The sequence below is a fragment of the Vibrio fluvialis genome (assembly GCF_900460245.1).
Classification (GTDB): domain Bacteria; phylum Pseudomonadota; class Gammaproteobacteria; order Enterobacterales; family Vibrionaceae; genus Vibrio; species Vibrio fluvialis.
Window position 1 is genome coordinate 1,233,117 of the sequence record NZ_UHIP01000002.1, and the last position, 24,297, is coordinate 1,257,413.

At 48.2% G+C, this 24,297-nt stretch carries 23 protein-coding genes; 14 read left to right on the forward strand and 9 right to left on the reverse strand.

Annotation, left to right across the window (positions count from 1 at the left end; genetic code table 11):
* Positions 1-94: 94 nt before the first annotated feature.
* Entirely contained in the window at positions 95-526 is a 432-nt protein-coding gene (locus DYA43_RS20720) for a hypothetical protein (RefSeq protein ID WP_172465307.1), read from the reverse strand.
* Between the two features lie 241 nt (positions 527-767).
* Here DYA43_RS20720 and DYA43_RS20725 point away from each other — a divergent pair, with 241 nt between their 5' ends.
* The 10 genes from DYA43_RS20725 (at position 768) to DYA43_RS20770 (ending at position 12,255) form a co-directional block, all read left to right on the forward strand.
* Positions 768-1,439, forward strand: a complete 672-nt coding sequence (locus DYA43_RS20725; protein ID WP_061055562.1) for a hypothetical protein — start codon at positions 768-770, stop codon at positions 1,437-1,439.
* Between the two features lie 116 nt (positions 1,440-1,555).
* Positions 1,556-2,011, forward strand: coding sequence for a hypothetical protein (locus DYA43_RS20730; protein ID WP_020433134.1), 456 nt, complete (start codon positions 1,556-1,558; stop codon positions 2,009-2,011).
* A 71-nt stretch (positions 2,012-2,082) separates the two neighbouring features.
* Complete coding sequence (gene secD / locus DYA43_RS20735) at positions 2,083-3,918, forward strand: protein translocase subunit SecD (RefSeq protein ID WP_061055563.1); 1,836 nt, start codon at positions 2,083-2,085, stop codon at positions 3,916-3,918.
* Between the two features lie 3 nt (positions 3,919-3,921).
* On the forward strand, positions 3,922-4,824 hold the full coding sequence (gene secF / locus DYA43_RS20740; protein WP_024375500.1) for a protein translocase subunit SecF: 903 nt from the start codon (positions 3,922-3,924) through the stop codon (positions 4,822-4,824).
* A gap of 693 nt (positions 4,825-5,517) precedes the next feature.
* Positions 5,518-6,258, forward strand: coding sequence for an SDR family oxidoreductase (locus DYA43_RS20745; RefSeq protein WP_024375584.1), 741 nt, complete (start codon positions 5,518-5,520; stop codon positions 6,256-6,258).
* A 12-nt stretch (positions 6,259-6,270) separates the two neighbouring features.
* A complete protein-coding gene (locus DYA43_RS20750) occupies positions 6,271-7,476 on the forward strand; it encodes an acetyl-CoA C-acetyltransferase (protein WP_061055564.1) in 1,206 nt (401 codons plus the stop codon).
* 41 nt (positions 7,477-7,517) lie between these two features.
* Positions 7,518-7,865, forward strand: coding sequence for a phasin family protein (locus DYA43_RS20755; protein WP_020332434.1), 348 nt, complete (start codon positions 7,518-7,520; stop codon positions 7,863-7,865).
* Between the two features lie 56 nt (positions 7,866-7,921).
* Entirely contained in the window at positions 7,922-9,700 is a 1,779-nt protein-coding gene (gene phaC, locus DYA43_RS20760; protein ID WP_047462180.1) for a class I poly(R)-hydroxyalkanoic acid synthase, read from the forward strand.
* A gap of 203 nt (positions 9,701-9,903) precedes the next feature.
* Positions 9,904-10,521: an outer membrane beta-barrel protein gene (locus tag DYA43_RS20765; protein WP_020332432.1), complete on the forward strand. Its 618-nt coding sequence runs from the start codon at positions 9,904-9,906 to the stop codon at positions 10,519-10,521.
* 72 nt (positions 10,522-10,593) lie between these two features.
* The gene (locus DYA43_RS20770; protein WP_061055565.1) at positions 10,594-12,255 is read left to right on the forward strand and encodes an ABC transporter substrate-binding protein; all 1,662 of its coding nucleotides are present in this window, start codon (positions 10,594-10,596) and stop codon (positions 12,253-12,255) included.
* A gap of 55 nt (positions 12,256-12,310) precedes the next feature.
* Here the strand turns inward: DYA43_RS20770 and DYA43_RS20775 are convergent, their stop codons facing one another.
* From DYA43_RS20775 to napF, 6 genes are all read right to left on the reverse strand, one after another.
* Positions 12,311-12,445, reverse strand: coding sequence for a TIGR02808 family protein (locus tag DYA43_RS20775; protein WP_062789290.1), 135 nt, complete (start codon positions 12,443-12,445; stop codon positions 12,311-12,313).
* 12 nt (positions 12,446-12,457) lie between these two features.
* The gene (locus tag DYA43_RS20780; RefSeq protein WP_020332428.1) at positions 12,458-13,033 is read right to left on the reverse strand and encodes a NapC/NirT family cytochrome c; all 576 of its coding nucleotides are present in this window, start codon (positions 13,031-13,033) and stop codon (positions 12,458-12,460) included.
* A gap of 31 nt (positions 13,034-13,064) precedes the next feature.
* Positions 13,065-13,520: a nitrate reductase cytochrome c-type subunit gene (locus tag DYA43_RS20785; protein ID WP_020433122.1), complete on the reverse strand. Its 456-nt coding sequence runs from the start codon at positions 13,518-13,520 to the stop codon at positions 13,065-13,067.
* A gap of 77 nt (positions 13,521-13,597) precedes the next feature.
* Positions 13,598-16,087, reverse strand: coding sequence for a periplasmic nitrate reductase subunit alpha (gene napA / locus DYA43_RS20790; protein WP_061055566.1), 2,490 nt, complete (start codon positions 16,085-16,087; stop codon positions 13,598-13,600).
* Positions 16,084-16,389 (reverse strand): chaperone NapD, encoded by a 306-nt coding sequence (locus tag DYA43_RS20795; RefSeq protein ID WP_020332424.1) that lies wholly within the window; start codon positions 16,387-16,389, stop codon positions 16,084-16,086. The genes napA and DYA43_RS20795 overlap by 4 nt, the downstream gene beginning before the upstream one ends.
* 15 nt (positions 16,390-16,404) lie before the next feature.
* Positions 16,405-16,887 (reverse strand): ferredoxin-type protein NapF, encoded by a 483-nt coding sequence (napF, locus tag DYA43_RS20800; RefSeq protein WP_024375533.1) that lies wholly within the window; start codon positions 16,885-16,887, stop codon positions 16,405-16,407.
* A gap of 303 nt (positions 16,888-17,190) precedes the next feature.
* On the opposite strand from napF, the gene narQ reads away from it, so the two are divergent.
* Both narQ and DYA43_RS20810 read left to right on the forward strand, forming a co-directional pair.
* On the forward strand, positions 17,191-18,867 hold the full coding sequence (narQ, locus tag DYA43_RS20805) for a nitrate/nitrite two-component system sensor histidine kinase NarQ (protein WP_051141224.1): 1,677 nt from the start codon (positions 17,191-17,193) through the stop codon (positions 18,865-18,867).
* Positions 18,854-19,486: a response regulator gene (locus tag DYA43_RS20810; protein ID WP_024375531.1), complete on the forward strand. Its 633-nt coding sequence runs from the start codon at positions 18,854-18,856 to the stop codon at positions 19,484-19,486. The genes narQ and DYA43_RS20810 overlap by 14 nt, the downstream gene beginning before the upstream one ends.
* Positions 19,487-19,547: 61 nt before the next feature.
* Here DYA43_RS20810 and dcuC read toward each other — a convergent pair whose 3' ends face one another.
* Both dcuC and DYA43_RS20820 read right to left on the reverse strand, forming a co-directional pair.
* Entirely contained in the window at positions 19,548-20,915 is a 1,368-nt protein-coding gene (gene dcuC, locus DYA43_RS20815; protein WP_020332420.1) for an anaerobic C4-dicarboxylate transporter DcuC, read from the reverse strand.
* Positions 20,916-21,210: 295 nt separating this feature from the next.
* The gene (locus DYA43_RS20820; RefSeq protein WP_061055568.1) at positions 21,211-22,332 is read right to left on the reverse strand and encodes an acyl-CoA desaturase; all 1,122 of its coding nucleotides are present in this window, start codon (positions 22,330-22,332) and stop codon (positions 21,211-21,213) included.
* Positions 22,333-22,496: 164 nt separating this feature from the next.
* On the opposite strand from DYA43_RS20820, the gene DYA43_RS20825 reads away from it, so the two are divergent.
* Together DYA43_RS20825 and DYA43_RS20830 are read left to right on the forward strand one after the other, a co-directional pair.
* Complete coding sequence (locus DYA43_RS20825) at positions 22,497-23,027, forward strand: GNAT family N-acetyltransferase (RefSeq protein WP_020433110.1); 531 nt, start codon at positions 22,497-22,499, stop codon at positions 23,025-23,027.
* A 90-nt stretch (positions 23,028-23,117) separates the two neighbouring features.
* Entirely contained in the window at positions 23,118-24,287 is a 1,170-nt protein-coding gene (locus DYA43_RS20830) for an MFS transporter (RefSeq protein WP_032082478.1), read from the forward strand.
* Positions 24,288-24,297: the final 10 nt, after the last annotated feature.

Consider the following 24,297-nt stretch of genomic DNA (forward strand, 5'->3'; position numbering starts at 1 on the left):
GACAAATGAAGATCAATTTACAATGTAAAGCAGAGGGACCAATTGGTGCGAAGACGCTTTGTTTTGGGCATGTTTCCGCGGACTGAAAAGAGACCTATGGTTTCTCTTCCGTAGTTTGCATGACCTCGGTCAGCGTCACCACTTCAAATTCGTAATAATGGCGCATGGTAACCAGATATTGGCGCAGATTAATGATTTCGATATTGAGCTCTTTATTGGCTTTTAAATAGAGTTCAGTGGCGAAAAAGTTGCTCATTAATCCTTCCTGTTTGCAATCTTCTCCGATGGTGTACCATTTATCCCACTGTTTCTGAATATAGGGCGGCGTGTTGTCTAACAATGCGAGCAAACTGTCGATATCTCGTGTGGCCTTCTCCGCACTTTCCAACTGCATGGTTAACGTTGTTTGAAAATCGTTGTTATTGTTGCGCCACAAGTAGTCGAGCTCGGGGCGGGAAAACTCCTGATGGAGAAAAATCGCCTGTTTGAAATTAGGCAGCCAACTGTTGTATTGAGAAGCGAGCAAGTTGTACCTATGGTCTAAAATCTGTTGAGAAGTGAGGGCTTTATTCCAATCTTTTTCATTGCACAGATTAGCGTGACTTTGCGAAGGTAAAGTCATACCAACTATGGCCGTTAATAGAAATAAGCTCGCTCGTGTACCTGTCATCGTTTGAGACCATTAATGAGTCTAGCTTTAGTATAGGAAAGGATAAGTGAGCGCTATGCCTCATTTTCGTGTCTGAGATAACGGAGCAACAACATCAATGAAAAAACTAGTGATGATCGTGATTCTGCTATTAGGTCTGGGTGGTGCGGGGGCTGGCTATTATCTTTTCTACTATCAGCCGCAGCAGGCCGCAAAAAATGCTGCTAACGAGCACACTGACGAAGCGGCAAGTGAAGACGTGTCGGAGGGGGCGACAACTAAAGCTGTCGTGAAAAAGCCTGAAGTTTGGGATTACTACGTCGACCTTCCAAAACTCGGCATTCGCGAAGCGCCGAGCGAAGAAGCGTTTGTTGAACGTTTAATGTATCGCGGCGACAAAGTGCACCTGTACGAGAAGAAAGACGGCTGGGGCCGAATCACCCAATATTTCGTGTATCAGGAAGGCGGGCCGGAAGTGGCAGAGTGGGTACCGTTATCCGGGCTGGTGGAGCAACCGCCGGTCATCACTCCGGACGAACGCAAGAAAACACTTTTAGGTTACATTGAAAAATCCGACGATCTACTTCAATTTGAAACCGTATTTGTCCAGAAGACCGATGAGTTGTTGAAAGAAGGAACGTGTTCTCCGGACGACTTTGAAGAACTGGGCGGATGGGTACGTTCGGTGAAATATCAGGATCGTGATGTGTACTTCGTCTATTGCGGTGGTATGAAACAAGCCAATAAAATCTATCTCAATGTGCAGACTGGCGAGATATTTTATCGTTAGTGTTCGTCAATCCAGTTCAATATCCAGCGATTGGCCAATGAATGCTGTTCAAAATTTTACTTGAGCGAAGTCACACTCAGACATACACTGCCTCTAGTCACTGAAGTAGGCGCTGTATGTCCTGGCATTTAATTCGTATTTTCTGGTTATCGCTGTTTGCGTTGGTATTACCCGCGCAGGCTTTGGCGTGTCTGGAAGAGCAATCGGCCACGACAAATTTATCGGCACCACCTTCTGTTGTTCAGACGCTGAATCAACAACCCACAGCAAACGAACACAAGCCTGTTCAGTCGACGCCAGCGACTCAATCTCACTATGCTGGCTCTGGCCTGGCTATCCTCAATTCTGTTCGCTGGAACATCAGTGAGCGCTACAGTTTCAGTGATGGCGATCCGGATGTTCTCGATACCGTTCCGCCGTTTTATCCGATCATTGATACCAGTCTGGTTTTGCGTTTTCTCCAACGCTCGACGCCAGCAGCCTATCAGGAATTTCATCCGTCCTACCGTCTTTCCGGTTGGAAAGAAACGAATGCCATGTATGTGGCATTAAACAGCCAGTACTTCATCTGATACTCCCCAACTGTTAGGTGACATTGTCACATTTCTTGTTTTTTGACTCGGCATATGCTGAGGGGATATTTATGAAGAAAAGTAAATCAAAAGCACCGTCGCGAGTGCTTAACCACTATTCGACCTGGAAATATGTGGTCCTCGTGGTAACGGTAGTGGTACTGGCCTTAAGCGCAATTCCAACCTGGTATGGCGAGCAGCCATCCATTCAGATTCAATCCTCTGATCCGAGTGGTCAGCTGGCAAACGTGGTATCTGTCAATCGCTATCTGAAGCAGCAAGGAGTGGATGCGCAGGAAATCACGCAACAGAAAAATCAAATCGTCTTAGTCTTTGGCAATGAAACCGATCAGACGCATGCTCGCGAAGCGCTCGATAAGTTAATCAAAGAGGGGGACAGTATTACCTATTCTTACGTGTCGGTGGCGCCTAAATGGTACGGTAAGCTGGGTTTTAGCCCAATCAAGCTGGGTCTGGACTTGCGAGGTGGTGTTCAGTTCCTGCTTAACGTGGATGTCGACAAAGCATTTCAGGAGCAGCGCGACACCATGGTAGACGAGCTGAAAGACATGTTACGCAGCGAGCATCTGCGTGGTGTGCGCCTTGCACAGCAAGGCGTTGATGGATTCAGTGTCGATACAAAATCTGGTGAGGCACTCAATAAGGTCTCGAGCTACCTGAAGCAAAACTACTCAGGATGGGACGTTAAACGCGGCTCCGACAGCCTGACCGTGACGCCAACTAAACAGAATAAGCTGGATTTCCAGTCAGCGACACTGCAACAAAACCTCAAGATCATGCGCGATCGTATTGAAGAACTAGGCATTACCGAAGCGCTGGTCCAGCGTCAGGGTGAGCACAGTATCCGCATTGAATTACCAGGTGTTCAAGACCCATCACAAGCGAAAAAAGTGATTGGTGCAACCGCGAGCTTGGCATTCTACGAAGCGAAAAGCGGTTCAGAAGCGGTGTCGGGTGATGATCTGGTGCTGAAAGACAACAACGGCAGAACCGTTATGTTGAGCAAACGTCCGGTACTGACTGGCGATCATATTGTCAATGCCCGTGCGGGTATCGATAAAATGGGCTTCTCCGAAGTGAACATTTCGCTTGATCATGCAGGCGGAAAAATCATGAGTGACTTTTCCGGCAAGCACATCGGCAAACCAATGGCGACGGTCTATCGCGAATACAAAACCAATGCCCGTGGCGAAACGGAACGCAGTGAACGCGTGATCAGTGTCGCGACCATTCAGTCCCAGCTTGGTAGCCAGTTCCGTATCACGGGAGCCGGATCTACTGAGGAAGCGCAGCAACTGGCTCTGCTGCTGCGTGCAGGTTCATTGACTGCCCCTGTTACGATTGTGGAAGAGCGCACTATCGGCGCATCTCTGGGTGCAGAAAACATTGAAAACGGTTTCTCGGCGCTGGCGCTGGGTATGGCAATGACGCTGACGTTTATGGCCCTGTGGTATCGCCGTCTGGGCTGGGTTGCAAACGTCGCTCTGATCGCCAACATGATCTGTTTACTGGGTTTGATCGCACTATTGCCTGGTGCGGTGCTGACGCTGCCGGGTATTGCTGGTCTGGTATTGACGGTCGGTATGGCGGTAGATACCAACGTACTGATTTTTGAAAGGATTAAAGACAAACTTGCGGAAGGGCGCAGTTTCGCGCAGGCCATTGATTTGGGCTTTAGCAGCGCGTTCAGTACCATTCTTGATGCCAACATCACCACAATGATCACTGCACTGATTCTCTATTCAATTGGTAACGGACCTATTCAGGGTTTTGCGTTGACTTTAGGACTGGGTCTGTTGACCAGTATGTTTACCGGCGTATTCGCTTCACGTGCATTGATTAACTTGGTTTGGGGACGCGACAACCGTCGTGATGTAAGGGTGTAAATCATGATTGAATTTCTGAAATCTCGCATTCGTAAAATCCGCTATATCACCAGCTTTGTTTCAATCGCGCTGATGGTGATTTCATTGGCAGCGTTTGCCGTTCGTGGCCTGAATATGGGCCTCGATTTTACCGGTGGTATGGTGACTGAAGCGGTGGTCAACAGTTCGGTAACGAATCACCAACTGCTGGATGTTTTGAAGCCAGTGTTGGGTGATTCAACTTCTGTGACTCAGTCTGGAGAAGATGGCCGCTGGGTGATTCGCTATCCACTGGCGGCAGAAGGACAGGAAACGCCGAACGTTGATCAACTGTTGCACAAAGTATCGAGCAACGTTGAGATCATCAGCAACAGCATGGTGGGTTCACAGGTCGGTGAGGACTTGGTTGACCAAGGTGGTTTAGCGCTTTTGGTGTGCATGCTGTGTATTCTTGGTTATCTCTGTTTCCGTTTTGAATGGCGTTTAGCCAGTGGTGCATTGCTGGCACTAGTGCACGATGTTGTACTGGTCTTGGGCTTCTTCGCATTAACCCAGATGGAGTTCAATCTGACGGTATTTGCCGCCGTGTTGGCGATTCTCGGTTACTCGCTCAATGACTCGATCATCATTGCGGACCGCATTCGTGAATTGCTGGTAGCGAAACAGAAAACGCCAACTCCTGATATTAATGATCAAGCGGTTATCGCGACATTCTCACGTACCATGGTGACGTCAGGGACCACATTGATCACTGTTGCCGCGCTATGGTTAATGGGTGGTGCTCCTTTGGAGGGCTTTGCCACTGCGATGTTTATCGGGATTATCTCCGGTACTTGGTCATCCATTTCGATTGGTACTGTTTTGCCAGAATGGCTAAAGCTTCAACCAAAACATTATTTACCTGTTGAAGTTGATTTAGCACCATAAGATATTGTTTTATCAGGCCGACTTATGTCGGCCTTTTTTTGTTGGAGATGCGGACTGGTATAAGGTCAGACCTCAAAACTGACTGTGTTATATTTACTTCTGACTGTTTTATCGATTTATAACTATATATCTAATTTCCAATTATTATAAATATCGGCGTCATTTCATGGATGATAATCATCATTAATTAAATGCTAATTAATTTTATTTGGAATATTTCTTCACCATTCTTGTGCGAAAGTCTTATTGCAATCACCATGAAAGTGCAATTTATTTGTAATGTTTTGGTGCAAATGAACCAAAATGAGCAGTAGGTGCTTGATGATAATTCACTGATTAATAGGTATATTTACCATATTGTGTGTAACACAAATATAAAAACAAAAACCTTTTAAATCAGTTTGTTATAAAAATTAGTGCAAAAAATCCAGAAATAAAACTCCGTTAAATCAACAACCTGTATTTTGTTAACATTTATTCTACATTTCACCCGCATTGAGAACTAAATCAAATTTATTAGAAAACACTAAACTTTAATTTGAATTGTCACAATCACCCATTAATTTAAATAAGTAGCGACAGACAAATTATTCTTTGCAAAGAAATATAAACGTCCGTTGATGCTATATATGTAGTTGGCATCAAGTTAACAATGATTTGTAACCTACAAGTTGTTTTTGAATGGAGTCATCAATGAAAAAAGTCGCTTTGATCACGGGATCAAAAGGTGGAATCGGTTCGGCTATTTCTTCGAAATTAGTGGAAGACGGTTATCGTGTAATTGCAACCTATTACACAGGAAATTATCAGTGTGCGTTGGACTGGTTCAACGAGAAACACTTCACTGAAGAGCAGGTTCGCCTATTCGAACTCGATGTGACGGACACTCAGGAGTGTGCAGAACGTTTGAGTGTACTGCTTGAAGAAGAAGGCACTATCGACGTTGTGGTCAACAATGCCGGAATCACCCGTGACGGCGTATTTAAAAAAATGACGGCGGCTTCATGGAAGGAAGTCATCGATACCAACCTAAACAGCTTGTTTAACGTCACTCAGCCTCTCTTCGCCGCCATGTGTGAGAAGGGGAATGGCCGTGTCATCAACATCTCATCCGTGAACGGTCTGAAAGGCCAGTTCGGTCAAACCAACTATTCTGCGGCAAAAGCCGGCATGATCGGTTTTTCCAAAGCGCTGGCCGCAGAAGGTGCGCGCAGTGGTGTAACGGTCAATGTTATTGCCCCAGGTTACACAGCCACACCGATGGTAGAGCAAATGCGTCCAGAAGTGTTGGAATCCATTGTTCAAACGATCCCAATGCAACGCCTGGCTAAACCAGAAGAAATTGCTTCAGCAGTGAGTTTTCTTGCAAGCGAAGCGGGTGCTTATATCACTGGTGAAACGCTGTCGGTCAACGGCGGCTTGTACATGCGTTAAGGGAGCGATGAGATGGAAAAAGTATTTATTGTTGCAGCGAAACGTAGCCCAATCGGCGCCTTTGGCGGATCACTAAAAAATGTATCAGCGGGTAAGCTCGCCGCTGATGTGATTAAGGGTGCGCTGCAGGCTGGTAATGTCGATGTCAATCAAATTGATGAAGTGATCATGGGTAACGTGATCAGCGCGGGTCAGGGTATGGGTGTTGGCCGTCAGGCTGCCATCTATGCGGGCATTCCGGAAGAAGTGCCAGCCTATGGCGTCAATATGGTGTGTGGTAGCGGCATGAAAACGGTGATGGATGCCGTGGCACATATTCGTGCGGGTGACGTCTCCGTTGCTATTGCTGCCGGTGTTGAGGTGATGTCTCAAATTCCGTTCGCTACACCAAGCACACTGCGAGATGGCAACAAAATGGGCGGATTCGAGATGAAAGATCTGCTCATCAATGATGGTTTGACTGACGTGTTCAACCAATACCACATGGGTGTCACGGCAGAGAATATTGCCAAGCAGTTTGAGATTTCTCGCGAAGCGCAGGACGCCTTTGCTCTGGATAGCCAGTTAAAAGCGGTGGCGGCGATTGAAGCGGGCAAGTTTAATGATGAAATCGTACCAATTTCAGTGCAGCAACGCCGTGAGACTGTGACATTTGCCATCGATGAATATCCGAAAGCCGAGGCGACTCTGGCGGGTTTGCAAGGCCTGCGCCCAGCGTTCGACAAAGAAGGCTCGGTCACGGCGGGTAACGCATCCGGTATCAATGATGGTGCCAGTGTCATCATCGTTGCATCACAATCTGCGGTTGACGAATACGGCCTGGAGCCTCTGGCAGAAATTCTGGGTTACGCCCAAACCGGTATTGACCCACGCGTTATGGGTTTAGGGCCGGTAAGTGCAGTGACCCAAGCGCTGGAAAAAGCAGAGCTTTCTATCGAACAAATCGACCTGTTCGAACTGAATGAAGCGTTTGCAGCGCAGGCGCTGGGTGTCATCCACGGCCTGTCAGCGGAACATCATGTTTCAACCGAATCCATTTTAGCCAAGTCGAATGTCAATGGCGGTGCCATCGCTTTGGGACATCCGCTAGGCGCTTCGGGTAACCGCATTCTGGTTACTCTGGTTCACGAATTAAAACGTCGTGGTGAGAATTACGGTGTCGCATCACTTTGCGTAGGTGGTGGTATGGGTACCGCAGTGGTCATCAAAGCGTTGTAATAACGGTTCAGATATTTATTTCAATCACTAGGAGATACGTCATGTACACGGATTTTTTCAAAACTTTCACTGACCAAACTGAAAAAACACTCGAACCATATGTGAAATTCAACAAACTGGTTGCGAAAAATGTTGAAGTACTTACTGAGCTGCAACTGAGCTCAATCCGTACTTACAGTGAAATGGGCCTGGCGCAAATGAAAGCTGCCAGCGAAGTGAAAGACACAGCTACGCTTACCGCATTCAGCTCTCAGCAAATGGGCGTGCTGACTAAACTGTCTCAGCAAATGATGGATGACAGCAACAAGCTGCAATCTATTGCTAAAGAGTTCAAAGAAGACATCGACAAACTTGCTTCAGAAAACCTTAAGTCAGTGACTCCTGCTTAACACTGCAATTCTGCGCCGCCTCAGGGCGGCGCTTTTTCTGTTTAAGGAGTAAGTCTATGTTTCAACATGTCTTTACCGACTATCTTGTGAAGCTGCAAGAAGCCAACCACCAGTGGTGGCAAGACTTCGAAGTCAACAAGGCAGCGGTCAATACCCCCCTGAATAAGGCGCTACAAGAAGTGAACTGGGACGACTCAGTCCAGTTCCTTGAAAAGGCGGCTAATCAGCCCGCAGCTCTTTTGCAGTTGCAAACCGAGTGGTGGGAACAACAACTGAAAATCTGGCAAACGGTGGTGCTGGAAGGCAAAAAAGAGTCGGTGGTCGAAAGCGAACACGGTGATAAACGTTTCGCTGGTGAGTCATGGCAATCCGACCCGTTTTTCAGCTTTATCAAACAATCCTACCTGCTTTACAGCAAAACCTATCTGGACACCATTAACTCGATTGAGGGTTTGGATGAGAAAGCCAAAGAACGCATTCTGTTCTTTTCGCGCCAGGCTATTAATGCGCTATCACCAAGCAACTTCATTGCAACTAACCCAGAGCTGCTGAAACTGACTGTTGAACAAAACGGTGAGAATCTGCTTAAGGGACTGGAACTGCTGAAAGAAGATGTGGAGTCGAGCGCGGAAATCCTGAAAATTCGCATGACCAACAACAACGCGTTCCGCCTGGGTGAAGACGTGGCGAATACGGCAGGCGAAGTGGTGTTTAAAAATGATCTGTTTGAACTGATTCAGTACAAACCACTGACGGAAACCGTTCACTCTACACCGCTGTTGATTGTTCCGCCGTTCATCAACAAATACTACATTCTCGACTTGCGTGAAAAGAACTCACTGGTACGTTGGCTGGTTGAGCAGGGACATACGGTATTTATGATGTCCTGGCGTAACCCGGGCAAAGCTCAGGCTGCAGTCAACTTCGAAGACTATGTGCTGGAGGGCGTTGTTAAAGCGGTAACGGCGATAGAGTCGATTACGGGCCAGGAACAGATCAATGCGGCAGGCTACTGCATTGGCGGCACCGTTCTGGCAACGACGATTGCTTACTATGCTGCGAAGCGCATGAAAAAACGCATCAAGTCAGCCAGTTTCTTTACGACGCTACTGGACTTTTCACAGCCAGGTGAAGTGGGTGCCTATATCAATGACACCATTATCAGCGCGATTGAAATGCAGAATAACGCCAAAGGCTATATGGATGGTCGCTCGTTGAGCGTGACATTCAGTTTACTGCGTGAAAATAGCCTCTACTGGAACTATTACGTTGATAACTACCTGAAAGGCAGCAGCCCGGTCGACTTCGATCTGCTGTACTGGAACAGCGACAGCACCAACGTTGCTGCTGCGACGCACAACTTCTTGCTGCGCGAACTGTATCTGGACAACAAACTCGTTCAGGACAAAGGCGTGAAAGTCGGTGGTGTGTGGATTGATCTGGATAAGATCAAAATCCCGAGCTACTTCATCTCGACCAAAGAAGACCACATTGCTTTGTGGCAAGGGACTTATCGCGGTGCTCTGAAGACCGGTGGCAATAAAGTGTTTGTGTTGGGTGAATCGGGCCACATTGCGGGTATCGTCAATCATCCGGACAAAAACAAATATGGCTTCTGGACCAATGATACGTTGGAAGATTCTGCCGAAGAGTGGCTGGAAAGTGCGCAGCGCACAGACGGTTCTTGGTGGAAGCATTGGAACGAGTGGCTTACCGCGTTCAGCGCCAAAGAGCAGGTGGCGCCGTACGCCATTGGTAACGATGAATATCCGGTGATTGATGTTGCACCGGGGCAATACGTGAAACAGGTTCTGCCGATCCCCGATTCGGAATAGTTGACCTTTATCAGCGCCATTGAATCCCCCTCATGGCGCTTTTTTCATTCGAGTAAATCAAGCAATAATCTCCCTAATTGTTTCCTGTTTTAAGGTAATTCGTTAGTGCATGATCCGCGTGGTTATCGTCGTGGCAGGGAACGCACTGGGACTCAGGGTTTGAGCAAGATAACCGTGTTGTTTATTCACCTGAGAATCCATTTATGTCTAAAAATTTACTTCTGCTTGCCACTGCGGCAAGTCTCTTTTCTCTCTCTGCTCAAGCCGAGTGGTATGTGGGTGGTGCGTTGGGTCAGGCTCGTTTTGATGACGCCAGCGTAAGTGGCAAGGTGATGGGGTACTCAACGACTCAAGACCTGTCTCTGGAAGATGATAAATCTACGACGGCCTCAATTTTTGGTGGCTATCAGTTCAACCGCTATATCGCGCTGGAAGGCACCATTACCGGGATTGATGCGCTCGATGGCTCTGTGGTGACGGTTGGCGATATGAGCTACATTGCGCTTCAGCCAAAATTCTCCCTTCCTGTGACTGACCAAGTGAGCCTTTTTGCCAAAGCTGGTTTGGCCTACTTCAATGCCGAAATCAAAGTCAGCAACTCCGTTGCCGGGTATTCAGGTTACAGTACATTTTCAGATTCAGACGTAACGGGGATTTTGGGATTGGGTGTTGAAGTAGCTGCGACGGACAACTGGCACATTCGCGCGTCATGGGATTATTTGAGGCCGGAACTGGATGTCGTCAACGTGGGTTACGCGAGTGCAACGGTTGAAACGGATATCAATGTTTTCTCCCTCGGGGTCAGCTATCATTTCCATTAATTGTTAAACCAATGCCCGTTAAGGGCATTGGTTGTTTCTGCCCTAAGCTAAATGAAAACTCAAACGACGACGATGAATGACACGTACCTAAGAAGACTGAATCAACTGCTACAACATTATCCGACCGGTGCTGTTCATTCCGTCAGTATTGATAAGCTGGAGGAGGTGCTTGCCACCTCACGCAGAAATACCTCGTTGATCCTCAAGCATCTGGCGGATATCGGTTGGGTAACGTGGAAACCAGCAGTGGGTCGCAGCAAAGCCAGTCAATTAGTGGTGTTGGTGTCTTTTTCTGGTGCGTTGCTTGAAGTGATCATTCAGGAGCTGAGCAAAGGCCGCTTTACGTTGATCACGCGGTTGTTGGAACTCTATGGTGACGACACGGTGCTGGCGCTCGCCTCGGCGACCTTGAAGCAGAATCAGTGGAACGAATCAAACAATCATTTGCTCATCACCCGATATCCTGCAGTCGATACCTTGGATCCGTTGAAGACGTTGCGTCTGGCTGAGCTTCAGGTGATTAAAAGTGTCTATGACACACTCTTGAAGCAAGATGTGATGGGCAACCTGATTCCCGCATTAGTGCACTTTTGGAAACAGGAGGAGTGCCGGTTAATTCTATGGTTGCGACCGGATGTTGTTGCTCATAATGGTCAAAAACTGGTGGCTGAAGATGTCGTATGGAGCCTGCAGCGGCTAAAGAATACGTCTGGACCTGTGCAGCATCTGTTCGAATGCATGGTGGCGGTGAATGCGGAATCTGACCACAGAATCGTCATTGAGTTGAACGCGCCGAATGCCTTCTTTCCTTATACTCTTGCGATGTCCAACAGCGCGATTTTATGTCGACCGCAACGTAATGGTGTGGATCCACGTAAATGCGTGGGGACAGGACCGTTTAGTGTCGGAAGCTGGGACGATGAAAAACTGACACTCATTCGCCATCAACATTACTACTCAAGCAAAGCACTGATTGAGCAAATCACACTGTCGCACAGCGATGAACAGGTGGTTCGTGCGATGAGTTTTAACCAGAAAAATGGGGCCACCGAAAGCTCGGTCATCAGCGCGTTGTCCTACCTGACTTTTAATCCTCGAAGCAAATGCGGCGTGGATGCAGATACACTGACGCAGCTGTATACCTATCTGGCTCGAGAAAAGTATCAGTTTGATGCCGACAATTGTGTCGAAAATTTGGCCTGTGATAGCCGTGGTGCAGTGGACCACCACAATGCAGTAGCCTGCGTAGCGCCAACCCTGAAAGGCAACATCGTTTTGGCAGAACCGATCTGGACGATACCGTACCTTCAAACGGTGGCGGATTGGCTACACGATGCTATTCGTCGCACCGGATTGGAACTGGAAGTGATTGAGCTACAAGCGATAAGCGAACCGCACAGCGTTGCTCATCTGGCGGATATGATGTTGATTGAAGAAGTAGTGGAGCAACCGAAGCACTACGGATTATACGAGTGGTTATTGGTGTCGACGGGGCTGCGCTTTACGTTTACTGAAGCGGAAATGGCGCAGCACAAGCAAGCTCTCGCGCAGGCTGTGAGTGATCCCGAGCCCTATTGCCGATTACAGCAACTGGAACAACAGCTTTATGAACAACGGCGCTGTTTGCCACTGTTTGTCGGACGAGAGGAAGTGACGTGTACCCAGCAAGTGCAGGGCATACAGGTTAATAGCACTGGTTACAGTGATTTTTATAAACTCTGGATTGGCGATTAATAAGAAACAAAAAAACCGGTGAAACGTCACCGGTTTTTTTTATGGTTTCAGTTCATTACAACCGTTTGTCTTTGGTCAGCGACAGTAGCCAGATACAGAATACTGCGACAGCAAGAAATCCACTCAGGATAATGACTGGCATCGCGCTGTAACCCAGAATGTGCCAGATAACCGATTCAAGTGTACTCATCGTGTGCGCTCCTTATTCCCAGCCTTCAACGCCGTGCATGTCCGGCAAGTTGTGTGCGATACCTTTGTGGCAGTCTACACAGGTTTTCTCGCCAGATGCCAGTGCTGTTGAGTGTTGATTGCGGCTACGTTCACTCTGTTCAGAGAAATCCATGTATTCAAACTGGTGACAGTTACGACATTCCAGCGAGTCGTTCTTCTTCAACCGCGCCCATTCCCGTTCCGCCAGATGAGACCGGCGAGCCTGGAATTTTTCTGGCGTGTCTATGTTCCCCATGAAGTGGGCAAACAACTCTTTCGAAGCCTGAACTTTACGCACGATTTTGTCTGTCCATTCATGCGGTACGTGACAATCAGAACAGATAGCACGTACGCCTGAGCGGTTTGAGTAGTGGATGGTTTCCTGAATTTCAGCGACGATAGGCGCGTGACAGCCAGAACAGAATTCTTCTGAGTTCGTGGCTTCCATGCCGGTGTTGAATGCGCCCCAGAACAGAAGACCACCAGCAAAACCCATGAACAACACCACACCAACGGCGGCTTTGCTCGGGCTTGTCAGTCTCTTCCAAAACGCTTTTAGTAGTTTCATAAATCGCCTCTTAATTTAATGCGGTGCCTGATTAGCGAAGCGAATCAACGCGTTCAAACTCGTTCTTAACCAGAGGTTTTGCCTCTGCCTGAGGAACGTGACATTGCAGACAGAAGTAGCGGCGTGGCGACACATCGGCCAGTACAGCGTCTTCACGGTTGATGAAGTGGGTCACGCTGATTTTGGTCGCGCCCATTTCTTTCGCGTTTTTCCAACTGTGGCAAGACAGACACTTGTTGGCGTTCAGAGAAACTTCGTAGTTGCGAATATTGTGTGGGATCAGCGGTGGCTGATACACGTAATCGCTATCCAATGCTTGCTCGCGAGGGTACTTTTTCATTTCATCCGCTGGGCGAGTTGACTCAATCAGCGTTGCGCCGCGCAGCGATTCCACGCCACCGACACCGCCCGGGTTATCGAGTTCAGCTTGTGCAACCCCGGTGATGAGTGCACTTACAGACAACAGTGCAATAAGTAATTTTTTCATCGTACATTCTCCGCCTAATGGCTCAATTCCTGACTGGGGCAGCAGCAAACCGCTGCCCCGAACATTCTGTTAACGGCTTACGCCACTTTGGTGATCTTGACCGGACATTTCTTAAAGTCGGTTTGTTTCGACAGTGGGTCGGTCGCATCAAGAATCAGTTTGTTAATCAGAATGCGCGCGTCAAAGAACGGCACAAACACCAGACCTTTTGGCGGCTTGTTACGGCCACGAGTTTCCACTCGGGCACGCACTTCGCCACGTTTATTGGCAATGACCACTTCATCGCCACGGCGCAGGCCGCGAGCCTGAGCGTCATCGTGATGCATGAAGCAAACCGCATCCGGGAACGCTTTGTACAGCTCAGGAACACGACGGGTCATGGTGCCAGTGTGCCAGTGTTCCAGCACACGGCCGGTACAGAGCCACAGGTCGTACTCTTCATTCGGCACTTCTGGTGGCGCTTCGTATGGCGCAGAGATGATCCATGCTTTGCCATCAGGTTTACCGTAAAAATCCCAGCCACTGCCTTTTTTCGCATAAGGGTCAGAGCCTTCTTTGAAGCGCCACTGGGTCTCTTTACCATCAACCACTGGCCAGCGCAGGCCACGCACTTTATGGTACACATCGTATGGGGCTAAGTCGTGACCATGGCCGCGGCCAAAGCTTGCGTACTCTTCGAACAGACCTTTCTGTACGTAGTAACCGAAGTGGTGCGCATCGTCGTTCAGTTCACGAGCTTCCGCGATAGGGAACTGGTCAACCTGACCGTTGCGGAACAGCATGTCGTACATGGTTTTGCCGCGGTACTCAGGCGCTTTCGCCAGTAGCTCTTCCGGCCAAACGTCTTCCATTTTGAAGCGTTTGGAGAATTCCATGACCTGCCATAAATCCGATTTCGCATCACCCACGGTTTTCACCTGTTGGTACCAAGCCTGAGTACGACGTTCAGCGTTACCGTAAGCACCTTCTTTCTCTACCCACATAGCGGTTGGCAGAATCAGGTCGGCGGCTTGCGCAGTCACGGTTGGGTATGGATCGGAAACCACAATAAAGTTCTCTGGATTACGGTAACCCGGTAGACGCTCTTCGTTGATGTTCGGGCCTGCTTGCATGTTGTTGTTACATTGCACCCAGTAACAGTTCAATACGCTGTCTTTCAACATACGGTCTTGCAGAACCGCGTGGAAGCCCGGTTTTGGTGGAATGGTGCCTTCTGGCAGTTTCCAGATTTTTTCTGCAATCTGGCGGTGTTTCGGGTTGGCAACCACCATGTCCGCAGGCAAACGGTGTGCAAATGTACCGACTTCACGCGCAGTACCACACGCAGATGGCTGGCCTGTCAGCGAGAATGGGCTGTTGCCCGGAGTCGCGATCTTACCCGTCAGCAGGTGTAGGTTGTAGACCAGGCTTTGCATCCACACGCCACGAGTGTGTTGGTTCATACCCATGGTCCAAAGGGACATCACTTTGGTGTTTGGATCGGCATACTGTTTCGCCAGCGTGATCAGTTTCTCAATGCTCACGCCGGACATTTCAGACGCTTTTTCAGCCGTATATTCCGCGACAGATTTTTTGTACTCTTCAAACGAGATGTTGGTCATTTCGCCGGAGTTGGCATTCTTTGCCTGCTTTTGCAGCGGGTGGTCATCACGCAGACCGTAACCGATATCGGTCACGGCTTGCTTGAAGTGGGTGTACTTGTTCACGAAGTCCCAGTTCACCGCATCGTTCTGAATGATGTAGTTGGCAATGAAGTTAGCGATCGCCAGGTCAGATTGAGGATGGAAAATGTAACCGTGGTCTGCCAGTTCAAATGAACGGTGGTAATAAGTCGACAGCACGTTCACTTTAACATGAGGATGGCTTAGGCGGCGGTCGGTGATGCGAGTCCACAGAACCGGGTGCATTTCAGCCATGTTCGAACCCCAAAGCACGAATGCGTCGGCGTTTTCAAAGTCGTCGTAACAGCCCATTGGTTCGTCGATACCAAAAGTACGCATAAAGCCGACAACCGCAGAAGCCATGCAGTGACGCGCATTCGGGTCGATGTTGTTTGAGCGGAAACCCGCCTTCATCATTTTCGCCGCTGCGTAACCTTCCATGACTGTCCACTGGCCAGAACCGAACATACCAACGCTGGTTGGGCCTTTTTTCTTCAGTGAGGCTTTCCATTTTTCCGCCATCACATCAAAGGCCATATCCCATGAAACTGGAGTGAAGTCGCCATCTTTGCTGTATTGACCATCTTTCATACGCAGTAAAGGCTGTGTCAGACGATCCTGACCGTACATGATTTTCGAGAGGAAGTAGCCTTTGATACAGTTCAGACCTTTGTTTACCGGCGCTTCAGGGTCACCTTGAGTTGCCACGACGCGGCCATCCTGCGTACCAACTAGAACGGAACATCCGGTACCACAGAAACGACAAGGAGCTTTGTCCCAGGTAATTTTGGTTTGATCTGAGCTGGCAATCAGGTTGGTTGCAGACGCTGGCAGAGTGATACCTGCTACCGCCGCTGCTGATGCTGCCGCGTTTGCTTTCACAAACGCACGTCTTGTCATTTTCATACTTCACCCTCGAGTTGGGAATGTTGATTTCCAGTGTCTGAATCTAGCTCGTCCAGGTTGGTTTCAATTTGGTGATACACCAGAACCGCACTCAGGACGTTTGGCAAGTTGTTGATGGCATCGATGGTGTCGGTGACAAACCCCTGGTTCTGAGTTTCAAGCACCACAACGATTTTGCCTTCCGGGCTGTCGCCGTAAATTTCCGCGTTCTCGAACTGCTCGATTTGCGCCTTTACGGTTTCCAGATGTTCCGGAAGAGCGTGAACCACCAAACTTGAAATGTGCACTTCATTGAGTGACATAGTTATCTCTCGTTCTTATTCAATATTGCTCACACTGATGGCTGAAGTGGGGCAGAGCGATACACACGCGCCGCAACCAGTACATTCATCAAGGTGGATAATTGGCTGTGCAACTTTTCCGGCTTGCAGTTGGAACTGAATTGCCATTGGGTCGCAGGTTTCTCCGCAGCTTCGACACTCGACGTTTTGCTTAGCCAGGCATTGGTCGTTGATGGCGGCTTTGGCCAGCCATGCGGTATTGGTTTGCGGTAAAAAAATCGGTTCTGGGCAAACTTCTGCGCATTGGTAGCAGAAGGTGCATTCATCAATTTGAAAATCGACAGTGGGATAACCCCCATCGCCGTTGACGATAATTTTCATTTCACAGGCATCGCGGCAGCGGCCACAACGCGTACAGTCGTCAATAAAGGATTCTGGATTGGCAATCCAAGGTAAACGTACCTTTGATGTGTCGACGGAACGACGTGCAAATAAACGCCGCTTGGAAAGATCTACCACTGAATTCACCCAGCATGCTGAAAGATTATTAATAAAGCGTAGTTCACAATTTCTATTAATAAACTGTCATTTATCCATACACAAATTGTAGTTTTTGCCATATTTGTATAAATACCCCTAAGGGGTTAATTAGAATGGAATATTGTTTTGGATCAATAAATTCGGGCGAGTATGATCACATATTGATACCATTATGAAAAAGCCAGACTAGAGCATGCGAAAGTGCGTTTAAAAAGCGCCGTTGGGGAAGGTGAATTGGGGATAAAAGTTGAGAAGTCGGTGACCAGCACGATTGCGAAATCGATGCTGTTGATTCTATTGCTTTCGATAGCCACCACGGGTTTTGCCATTATCACTCTGGCATCTTCTCTGAACGATGCTGAAGCCGTTAACGTCGCAGGTTCGATGCGGATGCAAAGCTACCGATTAGCGCACGATATTCAGAGTAACTCAGTTAACTATGTTGAACATATCGCGGCATTTGAACACTCGTTGTATTCGCCATCGATGAAAGCGCTCCAGAAATGGAATGTACCGTCAGACATTACTCATGATTACTACACGTTAATCGCCCGCTGGCACGAACTGAAACAGGTTCTTCGTAGTGAAGATAACCGCGACTATCTCACGCTGGTCGCGGGGTTTGTCAGCCAGATCGACAGTTTTGTCTTCAAGTTACAACGCTTTTCGGAACAAAAGCTCATCAATCTTGCCTGGGTCGGTGGGCTTGGGTTGGGGGCTGTTTTGTTCATTTCACTGTTTGTTATTCACTACATTCGCAAAGAGGTTGTGCGCCCTCTGCGAGCATTGGTGGTGGCGAGTGAGCAGATTCAGAATCGCGAATTTGATATTGAACTCAGTACCAACAGTCAGAACGAAATGGGCATTCTGACCCGCACGTTTAACGTTATGGCCGGAGAACTGGGCAAGCTATATCGCGGCCTGGAGCAAGCGGTTAACGAAAAAACACGTAAGCTGCAACACGCCAATCAGTCGCTGCAGGTGCTGTATAACTCCTCTCAGGAGCTGACGGCTTCACGCATCAGTCAGGACAATTTTCAGGCTATTTTGAAACATATTGTCAGTATTGAGGGCATCACTGCGGTGCAACTGGAGATCGAAGAAGAGGCAGGCAAAGGTTTGCTGCTTTCTCAAGGCAATATGTGTGGTGAAAATCCGAACCATCAGGCACTAATGTTGGATGGTATCCAGCTTGGATATTTACACTGGGAAGCGGGTTTACCTTGTCCGGATAAAGCGCTCATTGATAACTTTGTCCAGATTCTATCGCGGGCGGTGTACTACAACCGAGCTCAGAAGAAAGCCGAACAGCTTTTACTGATGGAAGAGCGTGCGACCATCGCACGAGAATTGCATGATTCATTGGCGCAATCGCTCTCTTACCTGAAAATTCAGGTGTCATTGCTGAAACGCGTGATGTCAAAGCTTGAACACAATCAATATTCAGAGAAAACCGATGAGATTATTGTCGATATCGATCAAGGGTTGTCCGGCGCTTATACACAGTTACGTGAACTGTTGACCACGTTCCGACTGACCATCAAAGAGGGCAATTTTGGCCAGGCCTTGGTAGAGATGCTGAACCAGCTCGGAGAACAAACCAGCGCAACGATTGCGCTGAATAATAACTTGTCATCGATGGAGCTGGATGCCCATCAGCAGGTGCACTTGATACAACTGATTCGTGAAGCGACCATCAATGCAATCAAGCATGCAGACGCGACTCGAATCAACATCGAATGTAACGAAAGCGATGGTGACGTCGTAGTGAGTATTGAAGACGATGGCGTCGGCTTTGAACAGAACAATGCCAAGTTGAATCACTACGGGATGAGCATCATGCAAGAAAGGGCAGCTAGATTGAACGGTGATTTGAGCATAGAAACCTCACCGGATACCGGCTGCAAAGTCACACTCAAATATACAAGATCAAAGGATACACATGTTGACGAAATGTAGAGTAATGCTGGTGGATGATCATCCTTTGATGCGCAGAGGAATCAATCAGCTTTTAAGCCTGGAAGATGAATTCGAAGTGGTTGCAGAGGCCAGTAATGGTACTGAAGCCATTGCGTTAGCCCATGAAGTGGAGCCGGACATGATTCTGCTCGACCTCAATATGAAAGGTATGTCCGGTTTGGACACGCTGAAAGCGCTGCGGACCGACGGCTCCAGCGCAACGATTGTGATTCTGACTGTATCAGACAGTGCGGCGGACATTGAGGCGATTGTGCGTGCGGGGGCCGACGGTTACCTGCTGAAAGATACGGAGCCGGATCAACTGGTTGAATTGCTCAAAGATGCCGTTCACGGTAATAAAGCTTACAGCGATGTCGTGGCGGCTTATCTGCGCGATCGTCAGGATCAAACCGATGTGTTTGACCTGCTCACAGAGCGTGAAGCGCAGATTCTGGGGGAGGTGGCGAAAGGGTATCGCAACAAACAAATCGCTGACCGCCTGTTTATCTCGGAATCAACCGTGAAAGTACACATGAAGAGCTTACTGAAAAAATTAAGAGTGCCTTCGCGCACAGCCGCAACTGTGCTGTTTCTTGAGCGCTATGGCGAGCTCAAGTAATCCGATTCAGAAATAAACAAAAAGGGCGCTGAAATCAGCGCCCTTTTTTATAAACAGATTATCAGTTGTACATCGGAACCAGAACCATGGTACCAATAATAACAGTAACCAGGCCTGCCAGTACGGGTACAGAAGTACGTTTTACGACTTCGAACGGACTGATGTGGCCCATACCAGCCGTGGCAACGACTACGCCCGAAACCGGAGAAATGGTACGGCCCAGGTTAGATGCCTGCAGCATTGGAATGATAAGGAACGCTGGGTTGATGCCCATTTTCGCTGCCAGAGACGGTGCCAGTTCAACAAACGCGTAGAAAGGCGCGTTACCAGAACCCGTTGCAATCGCTGCGGCAACCGTCAGGCCAGTCAGGATCAGCATCAGTGCCATACCACCTGCGCCAGCAGTCTCTGCCAGATGCAGCAGGTTATCGATAGCGCCAATCGACATCAGGCCCTGAGCGAATACACCCGCGGCTACTAACAGCATCACCACGCCTTTGAATGCCTCAGCCATACCTTCGTAGCAAGATTCTAAGTCTTCCAGCGTTTCTTTCCCTTTGAATCGTTTGGTGACGAAATCTACTAGTGCACCAATAAAGATGGACAGAACGACAATGGTGTAGATATCCAGATACAGACCTTTAATCGTTTCACCGTTGAACAGGAAGACACCGATGATAGGCAGGAAAGGCAGTGCTGCGTAGTAGGCAGGGGCTTTTACTTCAATCGCCGATACATCAACGCGTTCCATTGGTGTGTTGTCTTTCTTATCCAGATATTTGTTCCAGAAAAACGCGGCGACAGCCATCACGATGATCGCACAGATAGAGACAGGCAGAACTGTTTCAACGGCAAAAACGTGCAGCGGCAGGCCGGATTTTTCGGCTGCAATCACGACGTCACCAGACGTTGGCGACAGAATGATCGCTGCTGGCGACGCACACACAGCTACTGCAGCAGGACGAGAGATACCCATTGCTGTCATCATCGGGAACAGGGTTGCCATTAACAGAACGCCAAGGCCGGTAGCTGAGCTCACCGCCAGTGACATCAAACAGGCAACGATATAAGCCGCAACCAACAAAATGTATGGCGAGTTGATGACTGACAACGGCTTAGAAAACTGTTTTACCACCACATTGTTGGCACCGATGTGAGTCATATAAGACGCAAAACCACACAACAGCATGATTTGCATACCCAGACCGCCGCCACGGTTTTGCAGCATGTATTTCACGTATTCCAGCGAGTCGGTCACCATGTTACCCGTGGATGTCATTTTTGCAGGCAACACCGAATGGCCAAGTACGCCAGTCAGTAGCAATAGCACAATCCCTGCTGTTAGCAGTACACCCGCTGGTTTATAGCCTTTTACGATGAAGTAACCCACTGCAATCGTAACGACTAAGCCGATTAAGAGCTCGAGCATAGTTGTCTCCAGTTAAATATTTTAAGTTGTCAAAAAGTATTTCAAGGTATGAGCTGAATTTACTGAAAACTGACTTGTAGCACGAGGTCAACTTGAGCTTCTCATGATCTAAAACAAACAAAACTATTAATTAGTTTTGCGGAGTAAAATCCTATTGAAATAAATATATTTTAGAGGTAAATGCCGTGTTAAATGCATTATCCAGTGTTATTAAATGGATTGAAATTTCTAATGTGAAACGAGGAGGTATAAAAAAAGTGACGTTTAAACGTCACTTTTTCACGATTGTAGATATTTAAGCGTATTGAGCAATCGTTTGCTGCCAACGCTGCCTTTTTTCAAGAAACTCAGATTTCACAGACTGATAACGAGCTTTAAGCACTGAATGTTCGTAACGCTTAAGTGCCGAATTTTTCTTGCTTTCCAGCAGTTGCTTTTTCACATCGTAGTAGTTGTGCAATTCGTGAATGAAAGCGTCAAATTCGGCTTGAACGTTCGCCAGTATCACCAGATGGTTTGGCAGATGAGCGACACGTTCAGCGGCGTATTTCAGGCTCATCTCCGCCCGCGCTTTCTCTATCTTGATGGCCGGAGCGGTGCGTAGTTTCTTCGCCAGACCAAGCCAGGCACAGCTTTTTATCAACCACTTGGTTGGATCGTATTGCCACCAGTAAATGCCGTTGCGATAGTCATTTTCAAAGATGTGATGGTAATTGTGGTAGCCTTCACCGAAGGTGAAAAAGGCCAGAATACCGTTATCGCGCGCAGTGTTCTTGTTGGTGTAAGGCTGTTTACCCCAGATGTGCGCCAGCGAGTTAATAAAGAAGGTGGTGTGGTGATTGAGTACCAGACGGACGGCACCGACGATCAGCAACATTCCCCAGATATCGCTGTAGTACCAGCCCAGAGCGATAGGCACACCAAAGTTCATGATCAGCGCAAGTGGTACGTAGAAGCGATGTTGCCACATGACAATCTTGTCTTTATGTAGATCGCGACAGTTGCTGTAGTCGTCGTAGGTCACCGAGTTGTAGTTTCTCAGCATCCATCCCATATGCGAAAACCAAAATCCGCGTTTGGCAGAGTAAGGATCTTTGTCGTTCTGATCGACAAACTTATGGTGAACACGGTGATCGGATGCCCAATGCAGTGCGCTGTTTTGTACCGCAAATGCGCCGCCAAGCGCGCACAATAGGCGAACCAACCAGTGAGCCTCAAAAGCTTTGTGTGACCACAGGCGGTGATAACCCGTCGTGATCGACAAGTTGCAGAACGAGAAGCAGACAATCAGCCAAATCAGGTGTTCCCATCCATAACCAAATTGCCAGCCATACCAAGGCGCGACAACAGCGGCCAGAACAAAGCTGACGGCGAAAATCGTAATATTCAACCAAATCAAAGGCGGTTTATTTGCCATTTAAAGATCCTTTAAGCTTACAACTGTGCGCCAGAATATCAGCGAACATGTGTAAGTCAAATATGTTTAACTGAATTGTGATCAGGATGTTTTGCTTTTTAACTCTAAATGCATAGTATGAAGAGTGGTTAAAAATCCTTACAGGAAGTTATAAGGACTATTAAATGGAAATTAAGGTAGCTGAATATAGCGATTTTGAGCGAATTGCCCATCTGCACGCACTAAGCTGGCAGATCAATTACGCTGACATTTTGGACAAGGATTATCTCGCCAACGAGGCACTGCAAGACCGTTTGTTGATCTGGCAAACGCGTTTGACCAACCCACCTTTTAATCAACATATTCTGCTCATTGAAGAGGGTGGCGTGCTGTGTGGTTTTATTTGTGCGTTCGGCAATCATGATTTTGAAAAAGGCACAATTATCGAATCCCTGCATATTGACCCTAAACACCAGGGGCGTGGTTTAGGCCGTTTGCTGGTAAAAGAGATGGCAACTTGGATTGAGCGTTATTTCCCGGACAACGGTGTTTACCTTGAAGTGCTGGAGAAAAACCAACAAGCCATCGATTTTTACGATCACATTGGTGGTGAACTGCTGACGGAAAAGATGTGGCACGCGCCGGGAGGCGTTGATGTCCCTGAGCGGGTATATAGCTGGAAAACACCCAAGGCGCTTATGGCGGCGATGGAATAAAGGAAAGGGCGAATAGCCCTTTTTTTCTTGGCGTTGAATAGATTAGAGCATTCTGTTGTAGTAACCACATTCAAATGAAAAGGATAAGTAATGAACCGCAACGTGTGGCTTTTGTCGCTCTGTCAGGCGCTGCTGATGACCGGCAACATACTGTTAATCTCTGTGATTGGTCTGATTGGTAAGGTAATTGCGCCGAGCAGCAGTATGATTACACTGCCAGTCGCTCTCCAATTTCTCGGCTTAATGTCGGCCACTATTCCCGCGTCGCTGATCATGGGCAGGCTGGGGCGCCGTCTGGGATTTAGTATCGGTAACAGCGTGGGAATTATCGGCGCGTCTCTCGCCACTTACGCACTGTATCACCAGTCATTTTGGCTATTTTGTACTGCGACTTTCCTGTTGGGGATCGGCATTGGCTTTGGCACTCTGTATCGTTTTGCGGCGATTGAAGTGTGCGACGCTCATCTGCGTCACAGAGCAATTTCGGTGTCGATGGCTGGCGGTGTGCTGGCTGCGGTATTGGGGCCGAATCTTGCCATCTATTCTCAACGTTGGAGCGAGGGCGGTTTGTACATTGGTGCTTTCGCCGCGCTGATTGGCCTTAATCTGCTGGCGCTGACCTTGCTGCAGACGATTCAGTTTCCCAAACCCGTTCGCCATGACAGCCAGCCAGCGACGGATAAGTTGTCGGTGATTGCCAAAGGGACCAATTTCAAAGCGTCCGTCTTTGCTGCCATGGTCTCTTATGCGGTGATGAACATCCTGATGACCGCAACACCGCTGGCGATGATTGGTTGTGGTTTTGATTTCACCAAAGCCGCTGGTGTCATTGAATGGCATGTGCTGGGCATGTTCGTTCCGGCGTTCTTTACGGGGCGTCTAATTGAAAAATTTGGTCCGCAACGCATGATATTGGCTGGTGGCTTGCTGTTTATATTGTGTGTGACTATCAATATTCATGGTCAATCCATCTGGCATTTCCGAGCGGCTCTGGTGTTGCTTGGCGTTGGTTGGAACTTTATGTTTATTGCGGCGACGGGTTTGTTTAGTCAGTCTTATCAGGAACACAACAAGCCCAAAGCACAGGCGTTTAATGAGTTTTCCGTGTTCAGTTGTGTCACCATGACTGCGCTGCTTTCTGGTTGGCTTGAATCTACCGTTGGCTGGCAAGCGTTGAATATTTACGTGCTACCTTTCGTACTGATTGTGATTGGCATCTTCGCTTTTCAGGCAAAAAAGAGTCGGTTGGTGATCAACTAAAAAAAGCCCG